Below are 16441 nucleotides of genomic sequence, written 5' to 3'. Positions count from 1 at the left end.
GGCGCGCCCTCGCGGCGAATCAGGCCGAATAACGGCAAAAGTCCATAAGCCTGACATCGCCCTGCGCCTGAAGCGGGACCTTCAGCATGGATCGGTTTGTATCCCGTAACCCAACCGCGGCATGCTTTGCCGATCACGGTTTCTGAGAGGGATGCAATGTATCACGGCGAACGTTTCAATGCCTGGACGCACCTGGTCGGTGCTGCGCTGGCGTGTCTCGGCGCGATCTGGCTGCTTGTGCTGGCGGCGCTCGACGGCTCGCCGGTGAAGATCGTCAGCGTTGCGATCTACGGTCTGAGCCTTATCCTGCTCTACAGCATCTCGACGCTGTACCACAGCCTGCGCGGGCGGGCGAAGGTGGTCATGCGCAAGCTCGATCACCTGTCGATCTACCTCTTGATCGCCGGCAGCTACACGCCGTTCTGCCTGGTCACCCTGGCCGGCGCCTGGGGCTGGACGCTGTTCGGCATCGTCTGGGGCCTCGCGGTGATCGGCATGCTGCAGGAGATCAAGCCGCGCTCCGAGGCGCGGGTACTGTCACTGGTGATCTATGCGGTGATGGGCTGGATCGTGCTGGTGGCGGTCAAGCCGCTGTTCGCCGCCCTGGGTGGCGCCGGTTTCAGCTGGTTGCTGGCCGGCGGCATCTGCTACACGGTGGGCATCGTGTTCTTCGTCTTCGACGAGCGTTTCCGCCACTGGCACGGCATCTGGCACATCTTCGTGATGGTCGGCAGCCTGCTGCACTTCATCGCGATTCTGTTCTACGTGATCTGACTCAGCGCTGCTCATCCAGCGCCGCAGCGCTGCCGAGCACCGCTTCCAGCTCGCTCGCCGCCGCGCGCAGGCGCGGCACGAACTCCAGCAGCTGCGCCATTGAACAGCGGATCACCGGCGCGTGGCTGAACAGGCAGGCCAGCAGTTCGCCGTCGGATGCTCGTACCGGCACCGCACAGGCGACCATGCCGTCGATGAACTCCTCGCAATCGGTGCCCAGCTGCTCTTCCCGCACCCGCGCCAGGTCGTCGCGCAGCGCGCTGAGGTCGGTCAGCGTATTGCGCGCCATGCGCTGCAGCGGAAGACGCGGCAGCACCCGTTCCAGTTGCTCCGGCGGCAGCGAGGCGAGGTAGAGCTTGCCGCTGGCGGTGCACCAGAGCGGCGTGTGGCTGCCGATCGGCAGGTTGATCTGCAGCGGCCAGTTGGTCTGCACCCGGTCAAAATAGAGCATGTCCAGCCCGTCCGGGATCGCCAACCCGCAGGTCTCGCCGATGGCTTCGGAGAGCTGGCGCAGGATCGCCTGGCGCAACGCCTTGTGCCGGCTGCTGCGCAGGATGTTCAGCGCGGCGACGTGCAGGCGCTCGCCCGGCAACAGCCCGCCGCGCAGGCCGAACTGCAGGAAGCCTTCCTTTTCCAGGGTCTGCACCAGCCGGTGCGCGCTGGCCTTGGGGATGTCCAGCCGTTCGGCCAGGGCCGTCGGGCTGAGCGGCTCCTTCGCCGCCGCGACCGCCTCGATGATTTCCAGCACGCGGGTGATGGAGGAGCCTTTCTCGCGGGGAGTGCTGCGCATCGTCTGCCTTGTCGTTCGATGAAGATGGACGCCCCGCAGGGCGCCCGGGAGTGTAGCGACCGGCACCGTCAGTGCAACGGTGCCGCGCGGGTCACTTCATGGTCGGCATGGCGAACTCGGCGCCGGCACGGATACCGGTAGGCCAGCGCCGGGTCACGGTCTTCATGCGGGTGAAGAAACGCACCCCATCCGGGCCATGCATGTTCAGCGGGCCGAACACCGAGCGCTTCCAGCCGCCGAAGCAGTGGAAGGCCATCGGCACCGGGATCGGCACGTTGACGCCGACCATACCGACCTTGACGTTTTCCTCGAACTGCCGCGCGGTGTCGCCGTCGCGGGTGAAGATCGAGGTGCCATTGCCGTATTCATGGTCGTTGATCAGTTGCAGCGCCTCGTCGAAGCTCTTCACCCGCACCACAGCCAGCACCGGGCCGAAGATTTCCTCGCGGTAGATGCGCATGCTCGGCGTGACCCGGTCGAACAGCGTCGGGCCGACATAGAAGCCGTTCTCATGGCCCTCGACCTGGATGCCGCGGCCGTCGCAGATCAGCGTTGCACCCTCCTCCACACCCAGATCGATGTAGCCGCTGACCTTCTGCTGGTGCTCGCGGGTCACCAGCGGGCCCATGTGCGGCTCGGGCTCGACGCCCAGACCCGGGCCGGTACGCATCTGGCCGATCTCGTCTTTGAGCATCTCGACCAGCTTGTCAGCCACCTCGTCACCGACGCACACCGCCACGGAGATCGCCATGCAGCGCTCGCCGGCCGAGCCGTAGGCCGCGCCCATCAGCGAGCTGACCACCTGCTGCGGATCGGCGTCGGGCATCACCACCATGTGGTTTTTCGCGCCGCCCAGGGCCTGGCAGCGCTTGCCGTGTGCCGAGGCGGTGGCATAGATGTATTCGGCGATCGGCGTCGAGCCGACGAAGCTGACCGACTGCACGCGCTCGTCGGTGAGCAGCACGTCCACGGCTTCCTTGTCGCCGTTGACGATGTTCAGCACGCCGGCCGGCAGCCCGGCTTCGGCCAGCAACTCGCCGAGCAACATGGTCGCGCTCGGGTCCTTTTCCGAGGGCTTGAGCACGAAGGTGTTACCGCAGGCGATGGCCACCGGCAGCATCCACAGAGGCACCATCGCCGGAAAGTTGAATGGCGTTATGCCGACGCAGACGCCCAGCGGCTGCATCAGCGAGTTTGAATCGATGTCGCGGCCGACGTTGGGTGAAAACTCGCCCTTGAGCAGATGCGGAATACCGCAGGCGAACTCGACCACTTCCAGCCCGCGGGTGACTTCACCCTGGGCGTCGGAGAAGACCTTGCCGTGCTCGCTGGTGATCAGCCGGGCGACGTCGTCGCGGCGACGTTCGAGCAGTTCCTTGAAGCGGAACATGACCCGCGCGCGCACCAACGGCGGGGTCTTCGACCAGCCTTCGAAGGCGGCCTGGGCGGCGGCGATGGCCTCGCGGGTTTCATCGGCCGAGGACAGCGAAACGTACAGCCGCGGCTCGCCGGTGGCCGGGTTGTAGACGGTGGCGTGGCGCTCGGAGCGGCCGGCGACGGCCTCGTTGTTGATCAGATTGCCGAGGGTCTGCATGGCTTCACTCCTGGTTCCAGACGGTTTCGTAGAGGTCGATGATTTCCGCTTCCGTGGGCACGCGCGGGTTGTTGCCCGGCGAGCCGGAGGCCAGCGCCTGACGCGCCATGGTCGCGCGCAGCTCGAAGAAGCGTTCGCGGGTGATGCCGAACTGTTCCGGGCTCGGCACTTTCAGCTCCTGATTGATCGCGCGCAGTTCGGCGAGCAGCTTGTCGTTCGCCACCTCGACGCTGTCGGTCTGCGCGGCGACGCCCATCGCCCGCGCGCAATCGGCGTAGCGCTCGGGCGCGGCGGGAATCGAGAAGGCGGTGATCGCCGGCAGCAGCATGGCGTTGGACAACCCATGCGGCACATGGAAGAAGGCACCGATCGGCCGGCTCATGCCGTGCACCAGCGCCACCGAGGCGTTGGAGAAGGCGATCCCGGCCAGTGTCGCGCCGAGCATCATCGCCTCGCGCGCGGCGCGGTTGCCCGGCTCGTGGAAGGCCGCTCGCAGGTTCGGTGCCAGCAGGCGCATGGCTTCAAGCGCCTGGGCATCGCTGTAGAGGCTGGCCTTGCGGCTGACATAGGCCTCGATCGCGTGGGTCAGTGCGTCGATGCCGGTGTCGGCGGTCACCCGCGGCGGCAGCGAGAGGGTCAGCTCGTAGTCGATCAGCGCGGCGATGGGCATGAAACCAAGGCCCGCGCAGAGCATTTTCTCGTCGCTGGTCTCGTCGGTGATGATGGTGAAGCGCGTCGCCTCCGAGCCGGTGCCGGCGGTGGTGGGGATGGCGATCAGCGGCAGGCCGGCTTCGCTGACATCGCGCGGGAAGCGGTAGTCGCGCATCTCGCCGCCGAACTTGCCGAGTATGCCGATGGCCTTGGCCGAATCGATCGGGCTGCCGCCGCCGAGGGCGACGATGGAATCGAAATCGCCTTCGCGGACCATTTCCACACCCGCTCGAATCGAAGCAGCGGTCGGTTCGGGCAGGGTATCGGGGAAGCACTGACTGGCGATGCCGGCCTCTTCCAGCTGGCCGGCGATGCGTGCGACATAGCCGAGCTCGACCATCATGCGGTCGGTGACGATCAGCGGGCGATTGCAGCCCAGCTCCTTCAACACGCGGGCGAGTTGCCCGCTGGCGCCAGCGCCGACTTCCATCAGGCGCGGCAGAACGATGCGATGACTCATGGGCACTCTCCGAAATTGGACTGCCTCGCGAGCTGGCAGCTTCTTATTTTGAGACTGAATGTCTCACTATGCACTGGAGAGTAGGTAGAGCAGGCAGCCGTCGTCAACCCGAAACGAGACCTTTCGTCTCAGGGTCAGGGATGTGCTTATTGGAAAACAGGATCAGCGTGCGTTCAGACGATCGCGAAGCTGAGTCGATTGCTGGCGAAGGCGTTCACAAGCGGACTGCACATCGGCCCGCGCCTGGGCATCCAGCTCGTCCATATCAGCCTCGACATTGAGCAGCACGGCGTCGACGCAGGCGCTCAGCAACAACACCGCCGCCTCGACATCACAGCGCAGCGACGGCTCGACCATCAGCAAGGCGCGCTCGGCCATGCCCAGCGCCTCGACGCAGGCGTGTGCAGTCGCCAGCGGCACCGCGCATGCCTGCCGCGACAATTCGGGCGCTCGACCCTCGTCTTCCTTCAGATATTCGGAGAAGACCGCCACGTCGTCGTCGGCGAAGGCACCGGGACGACCCAGCAGCGAGCGAGCTTCAGCCAGCAGCGCCTCACAGGAAGCACCGCCATGCGCGGCGCTGACCCGCAGCGCCTTGACGATCAGCGCTACGGCGAGGTCCGCGCTGACCGCGGTTACCGCACCGCAGCCGGGCAACGCACGCTCGGCCACGGCGTGGCGAAACTGCGCGAGGCTCAGCTGCCAGAGCCCCTGCCCCGCGCCCGGCCTGTCGGCTTCGCCCATCAGGCCGACTTGGCTCCATCCCAGTGCAGCAGCACATCGAGCATGCGGTTGGAGAAGCCCCACTCGTTGTCGTACCAGGCCATCACCTTGACCAGCTCGCCCTGCACGCGGGTCTGGCTGAGGTCAGCGACGCATGACGCCGGATAGCCGTTGAAGTCGCAGGAAACCAGCGCTTCCTCGTTACACTCCATGACACCGGCCGGCATCTTTTGCGCACCTTCGCGCAGGATCTGATTGATCGCCTCGACGCTTTCCGGCGCGTTCTCGGCGATGAAGGTCAGGTCGACCAGCGAGACGTTCGGCGTCGGCACCCGCACCGAGAGGCCGTCCAGACGCCCGGCCAGCTCCGGCAGCACCAGGCCGATGGCCTTGGCCGCACCGGTGGTGGACGGAATCATCGACAACGCCGCGGCACGCGCGCGGTAGAGATCGCTGTGCGCCTTGTCCAGCAGGTTCTGGTCGTTGGTGTAGGAATGCACAGTGTTGAGCAGGCCCTGACGAATGCCGACTGCCTCGTGCAGTACCTTGGCCAGCGGCGCCAGGCAGTTGGTGGTGCAGGACGCGTTGGAGACGACACGCTGATCGCCCAGCAGCTGGTGGTTCACGCCGTAGACCACGGTCAGGTCGCCGCCATCCAGCGGATGCGAGGCGAATACCCGACCTGCGCCCGCCTGTAGATGCTGCTCGATCAGCGCACGTTTCTTGAACTTGCCGGTGCACTCCAGCACCACATCCACGCCCAACTCCTTCCACGGCAGCTGGGTTGCATCGCGCTCGGCCAGCAGGCGGATCGCTTGGCCGCGCACCACCATTGACTCACCGTCCAGTTCCACCGGTTCGGGAAAGCGACCGAAGGTCGAATCGAAGCGCGTCAGATGCACCAGCGTTTTGTGGTCGCTGAGATCGTTGATGGCAACGACCTGTACCCGATCCTGCAATCCACGCTCGAACAGCGCTCGTACGACGGCGCGACCAATACGTCCATACCCATTGATGGCAATACGCAGCATGGCAAATCTCCTCGGAGGGGGTTGAAAGTCAGTAGTTAGCTTAGGCGGAGTATCCACCCTTGCGTTCATCGCCGAACGACCAGGATCAATTAAGTGGCGAACCCATGTGCCGTTGGCCAGTCGTAAACCTGACGAGGCGGCGGTGCAGGGCCGGCCGCGACCTGAGGCAAATCAGGGGGTGCGTAGCAATGAGCGAGACAACCCGAACACCGTGGTGGATGGGCGCGACCGTTTATCAGATCTACCCGCGATCCTTCGCCGACAGCAACGGCGACGGCATCGGCGACCTCAATGGCGTGCTACGCCACCTCGATCATCTGCAGCAGCTGGGCGTCGATGCCCTCTGGCTATCGCCGATTTTTTGCTCACCGATGGCCGACGCCGGCTACGACATCAGCGACTATTGCGATATTGATCCGCTGTTCGGTTCGCTGGACGATATCGACCGGCTGATCACCGAAGCCCATGCGCGCGATATCCGTGTGCTGTTGGACTTCGTGCCCAATCACACCTCGGATGAGCATCCCTGGTTCGTCGAGTCGCGCAGTTCGCGGGACAACCCCAAGCGCGACTGGTACATCTGGCGTGATCAGCCGAACAACTGGCGCGCCGCGCTGGGTGCCGGCAGCGCCTGGACGTGGGACGAGCACACCCAGCAGTACTACCTGCACCTTTTCCTGGCCAAGCAGCCGGACCTCAACTGGCGCAACCCCGAGGTGGTCGAGGCCATGCACGACGTGCTGCGCTTCTGGCTCGACCGCGGCATTGATGGCTTTCGTATCGATGTCATCCACTGTACCGGCAAGGACCCGAGCTTCGCCGACGACCCGCGCTGCCAGGCCGGCCAGCCGCTGTCGGACTTCAACGATCAGCCTTACAGCCACGAAGTCCTGCGCGGCCTGCGCAAGCTCGTCGACAGCTATCCTGGCGACCGCATGCTGGTGGGCGAGGTGAACATCCGCTCCACCGAGCGCGTGCTGCAGTACTACGGCGCTGGCGACGAGCTGCATCTGGCCTTCAACTTCAACCCGCTCGATGCGCCCTGGGATCCGGTCATGTTTCGCACCTGCATCCGCGAGGTCGAGCACTGGCTGCAACCCGTCGGTGCCTGGCCGACCTGGGTGCTGTCCAACCACGACAACGTGCGCCAGCGCAGCCGTTATCAGGGTTCCGAGCGGGCTGCCCGCGCCGCCTCGTTGCTGCTGCTGACGTTGCGCGGCACGCCGTTCATCTACCAGGGCGAAGAACTGGGCCTGGAAGATGCGCATATCCGCGATGAGGCGCGCATCGATCCGGGCGGCCGCGATGGCTGCCGCGCCCCGATTCCCTGGCAGGCCGAACCGCCACATGGCTGGAAAGGTGCAGAACCCTGGCTGCCCTTCCCGCCTGACGCCAACGAGCTGGCAGCAGAGCGGCAGACTGGTGAAGCGAACTCCATGTTCGCGCTCTACCAGCGCCTGCTCGCCGCGCGCAAGGCCAGCCCGGCGCTGCATCACGGCGATTTCGAAGAACTGGCCTCACACCCCGAGGTGCTTGCCTACCGCAGGCACTTGGGCGGCGATCAGCGGCTGGTCTGCATCAACTTCTCGGATCAGCCCCACGCTCACCCGCACGCTGGCGACTGGCATGTCGAGATCGCCAGCGACGGTATCGGTGAAGGCGATCCCTACAACGGCACCCTTAACCCAGGGCAGGCCGTCGTGCTGCGCCCAATGGAGAACTGAGCATGCGCCCACTTTGGTACCGCAACGCGGCGATCTATCAGATCGACCCCACTCTATTTCGTGACAGCAACGGCGACGGCTGCGGCGACCTGCGCGGCATCACCGAGCGCCTCGACTACATCCGCGGCCTCGGCTGCACGGCCGTATGGCTGATGCCGTTCTATCAATCGCCATTCGACGACGCGGGCTACGACATCACGGACCATCTACAGGTGGACGAACGCTTCGGTGATCTGGCCGACATCGTCGCGCTTTTGGAGAAGGCCGAAGAGCTGGGCCTGCACGTCATCATCGAGCTGGTAGTGCAGCACACCTCCATCCAGCACAAGTGGTTTCAAGAGGCGCGCCGCGACCGAGACTCGCCCTACCGCAACTACTACATCTGGGCCGACGAGCCCGACGACTTCATGGAGCCGATTTTCCCGACGGTCGAAGACAGCATCTGGACCTGGGACGAGGAAGCCGGCCAGTACTACCGCCATCTGTTCTATAAACACGAGCCTGATCTGGACCTGACCAACCCGCGGGTCATCCACGAGATCGAGCGGATCATGTCGTTCTGGCTGCGCCTGGGCGTTTCCGGTTTCCGCATCGACGCCGCGGTGCACATGGTGCGTCAGGCAGGCGGCGGCGAACTGGAAAAGGGCTACTGGCTGCTCGAGCACATGCGCGATTTCGTGACCATGCGCCGGCCTGAGACCGTGCTGCTCGGCGAGATCGACACCGACCCGGAAAAGTACGTCGAATACTTCGGCGACGAGGCCGATCGCGTCACGCTGCTGCTGGATTTCTGGACCAACAACCACCTGTTCCTCGCCCTGGCACGGCAGCAGGCCGAGCCTTTGGTTCGCGCCCTGAACAGCCAACCGCTGCCACCGAGCCATTCGCAGTACGCGCTGTGGATTCGCAACCACGACGAGCTGAGCCTCGATCGGCTGGAAGAGGATGAACGCAACGAGGTGATGGAGACCTTCGCCCCCGATGAGAACATGCGCGCATACAACCGCGGCATTCGTCGCCGTCTCGCGCCGATGCTCGACGGCGACGAACGACGCATCGCCGCTACCCACGCCCTGCTCTTTTCACTGCCCGGCACGCCGATCATTCGCTACGGCGAAGAAATCGGCATGGGCGATGACCTCGACCGCCCCGAGCGGTTGGCCGTACGCACGCCCATGCAGTGGTCCAACGAACCCAACGCCGGATTCTCCTGTACCAAAGGTGAGCTGGCCGCACCGGTTATCGACGAAGGCCCATTCTCCTTCGAAAAGATCAACGTGTTCGCCCAGACCCTGCGTAGCGACTCGCTGATGGCGCGCACCGGCAACATGATCCGCACCCGCATCGGCCTGCGCGAGATTGGCATCGGCAAGCGCACGACTGTCGATGTGAACGACCCGGCGGTGTTCGCCATCCGCCACGACAACGGCTCCACGGTGTTGATGCTGGTCAACCTGGCAGACCAGGAAACCACGGTGGAGATCACTGACGACGACCTGCAGGACATGGTCGATGTACTTGCCGACTGCAATTACGACCAGCCGGAAGGCACGCCGCTGAAAATCCGCCTGGGCCCGTATGGCTACCGCTGGCTGCGGCGCAAACAGCAATTGTTCGGATGAGGGCAGCACGATGATTCTCGATGCAACGCAGTGGCACGCCTGGCATGGCGCCGGCTTTCCCGACGATAGCTGGTACCGCGAAGATGATCAGCTCTGCGCCATCGTCGGCGCCCCCAGAGTCGATCTGGTGTCTCGCGAACAGTACGGCGATTTCATCCTGCGCTTCGAATACGCCCTGCCGGTGGGCGGTAACTCCGGCGTGTTCTACCGGGTCGACGAAAGCGCCGGGCTCGCTTGGCATAGCGGACCGGAGATGCAGCTGCTCGATGATGCCGTGCACCCCGATGGCAAACAGCCAACCACGCGCAACGGCGCACTGTACGGCCTGCTGGCGGCGGAGCAGGAAACGCAGATCGAGGCGGGCAGTTTCATGGAGGCGCTACTGATCGTGCGTGAAGGTGCCGTCGAGCACTGGCTGAATAACCGCAAGGTGCTCGGTTATCGCCTGGATGACCCGGCTTTGCGCACGCTGATCGAGTCCAGCAAGTTCGCCGACAAGCCGCTGTTCGCCAGGTCGCCGGTTGGGCATATCGTCCTGCAGCACCACGGCGAGGCCGTGCGTTTTCGCCGCCTGTCGATCGAAGCGCTGAGCTGAACGTCGGCCTTGGATCGGCACGGCGAATTGAGCGAGAATGCCCGGCTTTTCCAGGCTGCGAAACGCAGTGACGGCAGAAGCGCCCCGGCGCCAAACGTCAGGCAAGCCGCGGCCGCCCACGCTTGAGGTAGCGTTCGTGGAACAGCTGAAAGATAAGATTCGCAGTCAAGGCATCGTGCTTTCCGACCGGGTACTCAAGGTCGACGCGTTCCTCAACCACCAGATCGATCCCGTGCTGATGCAGGCGATCGGGCAAGAATTCGCCCGCCTGTTCCGCGACGCGGGCATCACCAAGATCGTCACCATCGAGGCTTCCGGTATTGCGCCGGCAGTGATGGCCGGCCTGGAGCTGGGCGTGCCGGTGATCTTCGCCCGCAAGCACCAGTCGTTGACCCTGCAGGACAACCTGCTCACCGCCACGGTCTACTCCTTCACCAAGCAGGTGGAGAGCACCATCGCTGTGTCCACCCAGCATCTGTCGTCGAACGACCGTGTACTGATCATCGATGACTTCCTCGCCAACGGCAAAGCGGCCAAGGGGCTGATCTCGATCATCAACCAGGCCGGGGCGAGCATCGCCGGCCTCGGTATCGTCATCGAAAAAGCCTTCCAGGCTGGGCGCCAGGAGCTGGAGGAAGCTGGCTACCGCGTCGAGTCGCTGGCCCGGGTCGCTTCGCTGGCAAATGGCGAAGTGCAATTCATAGACTGAGTGGACGTTAGCGGCTGAGCGGCGCCGTTTCCCCACGCCACAACGTCACCAGCGCGCCCTGCGTGCCTGCTAGCGGATCGCTGATGGGCACGCCGACGTTGGCGATCCGCTCGCACGCCCGGTCGTGACTGGCAGGATCCGGACGCTGCATGTCGTATTGCTGCTCGACCGGATAGCCGGCCACGACCTGAAAGTCCTCGCTTGCCTCAAGCGCGCAATGCCCGGTTCCGGCCGGCAATACAACGGCATCGCCGGCGCGCAACTCGACTTCCTGACCATGCTCACCACCCAGCATCACCCGCGCAGAGCCGCTGGCCACGCCGAGCACCTCGTGAGAGGTGGAGTGGTAGTGATGGTAGTCGTAAACCGTCCCGCGCCAGGCCGACGGCCACAGATGGCTGTCGAAAAGCCGTTCGAAGGCTTCGGCCGGATTCGGGCCGGCCAACGGCAACTGGCGATAGATCAGCACCGGATGCGGACTGTTGGGCGTGCGTCCGTCACTGACTAGGCGCAGCTGTTCGGGTTGTGGCGCGGAACTGGGCATGGGGGCTCCTCTGGCATCGATGACATCCGGCGACAAGCCGTAGCTGATTCGACTCGATGCCCGCAGGCTTTGCTCCCATTGAAACGACAAAGCCGCCCGGAGGCGGCTTTGCTGGTGCGGCTCGACGCTCGATCAGAGGCCGGACATGTGCTCGATCGCAGCCTTCAGCTCATCATCGGAGCAATCGCCACAGGTGCCCTTCGGCGGCATGGCGTTGATGCCGTTGATGGCATGCGTGAGCAGACCATCGAGGCCACCCGCTGCATCTGCACGGGCGGACCAGGTGGCAGTGTCACCGGTCTTCGGCGCATTCAGCAGACCCGAACCGTGGCAGGCAGTGCAGAACTTGCCGTACACGTCGGAACCGCTGCGAGCGGCACCACCAGCAGCAGCGGCAGCGCCGGCACCAGCAGCGGCACACTCTTCACCTTGAATACATACGCTACCCACCGGCTTGAGGCGCTCGGCGATTGCATCGTCGGTCGCAGCCTGAGCGCTCATTGCCCACAGGGCCACTACGGCAGTCTGTGCTACCAGGATCTTCTTAATCAGGTTCACCTTACACCCTCATTGTGGCTAGACACGCCCGCGGCCACGGTAACGCGAGCGGCGGTCAGTATAACGGCAAGCCTTGCTGGCCGAAACAATACGAAAGGCCCTGCCAACTCCAGCGACGCTTTGTCGCACCGCGACGCTCGGAGAATCGAGGCCGGTCGCGGCTAAAAGTTCGCTGGCGTCGTAGCACTGATCAGTCTGGCCGGGGTGTCGAAGGGGTTGCGAAAACGATGCGGCTTACTGCTTTCGAAGTAGTAGCTGTCTCCGCTTTCCAGCACGTAGACCTGACCGTTTACGGTGAGCTCAAGACGACCCTCGACGAGCATTCCGGCTTCCTCCCCCTGATGCGAGAGCATGTCGGTACCAGTATCGGAACCGGGCGGATAGGTCTCAGCCAGAAAGGCGATGGCGCGCCCCGGGTGGGCTTTTCCCACCAACTTCATGCTGACCGCACCGTCGGATATATCGATCAGCTCGCTACCCTTGTAAACCACCTGGGTATCGCCATCCTGTTCGAAATCGGGGGAAAAGAACTCCACCAGAGACATGGGGATGCCACTGAGCACCTTCTTCAGCGAACTGATCGAGGGGCTGACGCTGTTCTTTTCGATCATGGAAATGGTGCTGTTGGTTACGCCGGCACGCTTGGCGAGTTCACGCTGGGACAGACCCTTGAGCTTGCGGATGGTTTGCAGTCGAACGCCAACGTCCAATACGGGAGCCCCCTTTCAAGAGCAGTGCGAAAGGGGGCTATCATGGCAATGGCGTTCAGAATTTACAACACTACCTCCGGACGGCTCGTCGCTCGGGGCGTGTGGCTCGGCGAAGCCTCAGAGTACCGGGCCTGCAAGATCCGGCATTGCAGCAATCACAGTGATCTCGACCCGTACATCCGGCGAATACATCAGCGCCTGAACCGTGGTCCGCGCCGGCGCAGTTCCCGGGGTCAGCCAGGCATCCCAAATCTCGTTCATGCCGGCGTAGTCGGTGGAGATGTCCTTCAGATGAATGGTCGCCGAGAGCAGCCGAGCCTTACTACTGCCGGCTTCTTCCAGTAGGCGTTCGATGCTCGACAAGGTTTCGCGGGTCTGAGCGCGGATGTCACCAGCCAGGTCATCGGCCAGTTGCCCGGACAGATACACTGCGCCGTTGTGGATCACCGCTTCGCTGTAGCGGGTTTCAGTGTGCAGACGCCGGATGGGCATGTTTACGGATCTCCTTGTGCTTGCCGTAACGGAAGATATCCAGCCCCTCGGTACTGATCTGCGGACGCTTGGAAGCCAGCAGGTCAGCGAGCACACGGCCGGAGCCGCACGCCATGGTCCAACCCAGCGTGCCGTGGCCGGTATTGAGGAACAGGTTGCGATAGGGTGTCGCACCGATGATCGGCGTGCCATCTGGCGTGGCCGGTCGCAGGCCGGTCCAGAATACTGCTTCGGCCGGATCACCGCCTTGCGGATAGAGATCGCCCACCACCATTTCCAGGGTTTCCCGCCGACGCGGGTTGAGCGACAGGTCGTGCCCGGCAATCTCCGCCATGCCACCGACCCGGATGCGCTGGTCGAAACGGGTGATGGCAACCTTGTAGGTTTCATCGAGCACGGTCGATTGCGGCGCCATCGCCGGATCGCTGATCGGCACGGTCAGCGAATAGCCCTTGAGCGGGTACACCGGCGCACGAATGCCGAGCGGCTTGAGCATCTGCGGGCTGTAGCTGCCGAGCGCCAGCACGTAGCGATCGGCCGTCTCCAGCTTGCCGTCGATCCAAACCCCGGCGACTCGATCGCCGGCGTAGTCGATGCTTTGAATATTCTGTTCGAAGCGGAACTCAACCCCGAGCGCCACGGCCATTTCTGCCAGCCGCGAAGTAAACATCTGGCAGTCGCCGGTCTGGTCATTGGGCAGGCGTAGCGCCCCGCTAAGCTTGTGCGAAACCTTCGCCAAAGCCGGCTCCACCCGACCGATGCCTGCGCGATCGAGCAATTCGTAGGGCACTCCGGACCGCTCCAGCACGGCGATGTCCTTGGCAGCCGCATCGAGCTGCGCCTGAGTGCGGAACAACTGCGTCGTCCCCAGCTCACGGCCTTCATAGGCGATGCCGGTTTCGGCGCGTAGCTCGTCGAGGCAGTCGCGACTGTACTCGGACAGGCGCACCATGCGCTCCTTGTTCACCGCGTAGCGGGCCGCGGTGCAGTTGCGCAGCATCTGCGCCATCCACAGATACTGGTCGACGTCACCGGTAAGCTTGATCGCCAGTGGCGCGTGACGCTGCAGTAGCCACTTCATCGCCTTGAGCGGCACGCCAGGCGCCGCCCATGGCGAGGCATAGCCAGGCGAGACTTGGCCGGCGTTGGCGAAGCTGGTCTCCATCGCCACTGCTGGCTGCCGATCGACTACCACCACTTCGAAACCGGCTCGCGCCAGATAGTAGGCGCTGGCGGTACCCACCACCCCGCTACCCAATACCAGTACACGCATTGCAGCCTCCCGCCCGCTCGTACGGACTTTTCCGAATCACTATTGAAACGGAGTATAAAAAGGCTCCGGCAGTGTTATTCACCATATAAAAAGCTATCTTTGGCCTTTATTCACGCCAGAGCAGCTTTATTTGGAGGGTATATCCCTTGAGAACTCGGCATCAGACGCGCCGCGAACTGGACAAGATCGACCGCCACATTTTGCGCATCCTGCAGGCCGAGGGCCGCCTGCCCTTCACCGAGCTGGGCGAGCGCGTTGGCCTGTCCACCACGCCCTGTACCGAGCGGGTGCGCCGCCTGGAGCGAGAGGGCATCATCATGGGCTACTCGGCACGGCTGAACCCGCAGCATCTGAAGGCTGGCCTACTGGTGTTCGTCGAGATCAGCCTGGCCTACAAGTCAGGAGACATCTTCGAGGAGTTTCGCCGCGCCGTGCTCAAGCTGCCGCATGTGCTTGAGTGCCATCTGGTCTCCGGTGACTTCGATTACCTGGTCAAGGCGCGGATCTCGGAGATGGCTTCCTACCGCAAATTGCTCGGTGACATTCTGTTGAAACTGCCCCATGTGCGCGAATCGAAAAGCTATATCGTGATGGAAGAGATCAAGGAATCGCTCGACCTGCCCGTCCCGGACTAGAGCCTGCCGAGACCAGATAGCCGGCCTTGTCACGGTGACGGCAGGGCACCGCCGGTCACGCTTGGCTTTGCCCAGCGACCTCGCTCCGGTCTACCCTAGAAGTATGCAGACCTTTCATGACTCCTCGATGAATCACCGCACATTGGCGCCGAATGACGCCGTACATGCACCCTCCTACTACGCTGCGAGCGTCAATCGCGAGATGGCTTTCGAGCCATTGCAGGGCGAACAGCGCGCCGACGTTTGCGTTATCGGCGGCGGCTTCTCCGGCCTCAACACCGCCATCGAACTGGCCGAACGCGGCCTCAGCGTCGTGCTGCTGGAAGCCCACCGAATCGGCTGGGGCGCCAGCGGACGCAACGGCGGCCAGCTGATTCGTGGCGTCGGTCATGATGTCGAGCAATTCATCAATATCCTCGGCGAGGAAGGCGTCGATGAGCTCAAGCGTATGGGCTTCGAAGCCGTCGACATCGTCCGCCAACGTATCGAGCGCTACGCCATCGACTGCGATCTGACGTGGGGCTATTGCGACCTGGCGACCAAGCCGCGACACCTGAAAGGCTTCGACGAGGAATATTCCGACCTGCTACGCCTTGGTTATCCGCACCCCTTGCAGCGCGTGTCGCGCCCCAATCTGGCGACGGTGGTTGGCTCCCAGCGCTACCTTGGCGGCCTGCTGGACATGGGTTCAGGGCACCTGCATCCGCTGAACCTGGCACTCGGTGAGGCTGCCGCAGCCCAATCGCTGGGCGTTCGTCTATTCGAGCAATCGCCCGTCGAACGCATCGAGTACGGCCCGCAGGTAAAGGTGCATACAGGCCAGGGCGTGGTCCAGGCCGACCAGTTGGTATTAGCCTGCAACGCCTACCTCAACGGTCTACAACCGAAGCTGGCGGGCAAGGTACTGCCCGCCGGCAGCTACATCATCGCCACCGAGCGACTGCCCGAACCGCTGTGCCGTGAGCTATTGCCGCAGAACATGGCCGTATGCGATCAACGCGTAGCGCTCGATTATTTCCGTCTCAGCGCTGACGGCCGCCTGCTTTTCGGTGGTGCCTGTCATTACTCCGGACGCGACCCGAAAGATATCGCCGCCTATATGCAACCGAAGATGCTCGAGGTGTTTCCGCAGCTGGTCGGCATCAGCATCGACTACCAGTGGGGCGGCATGATCGGCATCGGTGCCAACCGCCTGCCGCAAATCGGACGACTGCCGGAGCACCCCAACGTCTTCTACGCCCAAGCCTATTCCGGGCATGGTCTGAATGCCACGCACCTGGCGGGCCGCCTAATTGCTGAAGCCATCGCTGGCCAGCAAAGCAACGGCTTCGACCTGTTCGCCAAGGTGCCACATCCAACCTTTCCAGGAGGACGGGCGTTGCGCTCACCACTGCTGGCAATGGGCATGCTCTGGTATCGGCTGAAGGACCGTTTCTGAATTTTCGGGCGAAGCGCAGCGTCCAAGCATGAATGAAAGGATGCATACCCGGAGAAAC

The 16441-nt window shown here is 63.7% G+C and carries 17 protein-coding genes; 7 read left to right on the top strand and 10 right to left on the bottom strand.

The features are described 5' to 3' along the window. Positions 1–156: 156 nt before the first annotated feature. Entirely contained in the window at positions 157–774 is a 618-nt protein-coding gene (trhA, locus tag AAEZ08_RS11010) for a PAQR family membrane homeostasis protein TrhA (RefSeq protein WP_102820678.1), read from the top strand. A 1-nt stretch (position 775) separates the two neighbouring features. Here the strand turns inward: trhA and AAEZ08_RS11005 are convergent, their stop codons facing one another. The 5 genes from AAEZ08_RS11005 to gap form a co-directional block, all read right to left on the bottom strand. Then, a complete protein-coding gene (locus tag AAEZ08_RS11005) occupies positions 776–1564 on the bottom strand; it encodes an IclR family transcriptional regulator (protein WP_102820677.1) in 789 nt (262 codons plus the stop codon). Between the two features lie 91 nt (positions 1565–1655). Next, positions 1656–3158, bottom strand: coding sequence for a CoA-acylating methylmalonate-semialdehyde dehydrogenase (locus AAEZ08_RS11000; RefSeq protein ID WP_181066288.1), 1503 nt, complete (start codon positions 3156–3158; stop codon positions 1656–1658). A gap of 4 nt (positions 3159–3162) precedes the next feature. After that, positions 3163–4329, bottom strand: coding sequence for an iron-containing alcohol dehydrogenase (locus AAEZ08_RS10995; protein WP_500124270.1), 1167 nt, complete (start codon positions 4327–4329; stop codon positions 3163–3165). A gap of 162 nt (positions 4330–4491) precedes the next feature. Further along, positions 4492–5073, bottom strand: a complete 582-nt coding sequence (locus AAEZ08_RS10990; protein ID WP_500124269.1) for a cyclodeaminase/cyclohydrolase family protein — start codon at positions 5071–5073, stop codon at positions 4492–4494. Further along, positions 5073–6083 carry a type I glyceraldehyde-3-phosphate dehydrogenase gene (gene gap / locus AAEZ08_RS10985; RefSeq protein ID WP_003283393.1) on the bottom strand — a complete coding sequence of 337 codons (1011 nt, stop codon included), beginning with the start codon at positions 6081–6083 and terminating at the stop codon, positions 5073–5075. Before gap ends, AAEZ08_RS10990 begins: the two co-directional genes overlap by 1 nt. Positions 6084–6271: 188 nt before the next feature. Between gap and AAEZ08_RS10980 the strand changes: the two genes are divergently transcribed. The 4 genes from AAEZ08_RS10980 to AAEZ08_RS10965 all read left to right on the top strand — a co-directional run bounded on the left by AAEZ08_RS10980 (position 6272) and on the right by AAEZ08_RS10965 (position 10733). Continuing rightward, positions 6272–7807: an alpha-amylase family glycosyl hydrolase gene (locus AAEZ08_RS10980; protein WP_500124268.1), complete on the top strand. Its 1536-nt coding sequence runs from the start codon at positions 6272–6274 to the stop codon at positions 7805–7807. 2 nt (positions 7808–7809) lie between these two features. After that, positions 7810–9429, top strand: a complete 1620-nt coding sequence (locus AAEZ08_RS10975; protein WP_500124267.1) for an alpha-amylase family protein — start codon at positions 7810–7812, stop codon at positions 9427–9429. Between the two features lie 10 nt (positions 9430–9439). After that, on the top strand, positions 9440–10024 hold the full coding sequence (locus AAEZ08_RS10970; protein WP_500124266.1) for a 3-keto-disaccharide hydrolase: 585 nt from the start codon (positions 9440–9442) through the stop codon (positions 10022–10024). Positions 10025–10160: 136 nt separating this feature from the next. Then, a complete protein-coding gene (locus tag AAEZ08_RS10965; RefSeq protein WP_003283388.1) occupies positions 10161–10733 on the top strand; it encodes a xanthine phosphoribosyltransferase in 573 nt (190 codons plus the stop codon). Between the two features lie 7 nt (positions 10734–10740). Here AAEZ08_RS10965 and AAEZ08_RS10960 read toward each other — a convergent pair whose 3' ends face one another. The 5 genes from AAEZ08_RS10960 to dadA form a co-directional block, all read right to left on the bottom strand. Beyond that, positions 10741–11277, bottom strand: a complete 537-nt coding sequence (locus AAEZ08_RS10960) for a cupin domain-containing protein (RefSeq protein WP_500124265.1) — start codon at positions 11275–11277, stop codon at positions 10741–10743. A 132-nt stretch (positions 11278–11409) separates the two neighbouring features. Then, complete coding sequence (locus AAEZ08_RS10955) at positions 11410–11835, bottom strand: c-type cytochrome (protein WP_003283385.1); 426 nt, start codon at positions 11833–11835, stop codon at positions 11410–11412. Between the two features lie 161 nt (positions 11836–11996). Next, positions 11997–12545, bottom strand: coding sequence for a cupin domain-containing protein (locus tag AAEZ08_RS10950; protein ID WP_003283383.1), 549 nt, complete (start codon positions 12543–12545; stop codon positions 11997–11999). A gap of 117 nt (positions 12546–12662) precedes the next feature. After that, positions 12663–13037 (bottom strand): RidA family protein, encoded by a 375-nt coding sequence (locus tag AAEZ08_RS10945; RefSeq protein WP_003283382.1) that lies wholly within the window; start codon positions 13035–13037, stop codon positions 12663–12665. Next, positions 13012–14310, bottom strand: a complete 1299-nt coding sequence (gene dadA, locus AAEZ08_RS10940; RefSeq protein ID WP_482695258.1) for a D-amino acid dehydrogenase — start codon at positions 14308–14310, stop codon at positions 13012–13014. Before dadA ends, AAEZ08_RS10945 begins: the two co-directional genes overlap by 26 nt. Positions 14311–14456: 146 nt before the next feature. On the opposite strand from dadA, the gene AAEZ08_RS10935 reads away from it, so the two are divergent. After that, positions 14457–14945: an Lrp/AsnC ligand binding domain-containing protein gene (locus tag AAEZ08_RS10935; protein ID WP_003295466.1), complete on the top strand. Its 489-nt coding sequence runs from the start codon at positions 14457–14459 to the stop codon at positions 14943–14945. 127 nt (positions 14946–15072) lie between these two features. Continuing rightward, positions 15073–16383, top strand: coding sequence for an NAD(P)/FAD-dependent oxidoreductase (locus tag AAEZ08_RS10930; protein WP_200632960.1), 1311 nt, complete (start codon positions 15073–15075; stop codon positions 16381–16383). The last annotated feature ends 58 nt before the right edge of the window (positions 16384–16441 follow it).

The sequence above is a fragment of the Pseudomonas sp. E45-MNA-CIBAN-0222 genome (genome assembly GCF_040310405.1).
Lineage (GTDB): Bacteria > Pseudomonadota > Gammaproteobacteria > Pseudomonadales > Pseudomonadaceae > Stutzerimonas > Stutzerimonas stutzeri_AC.
This window is presented reverse-complemented; position numbering and strand designations above follow the sequence as displayed.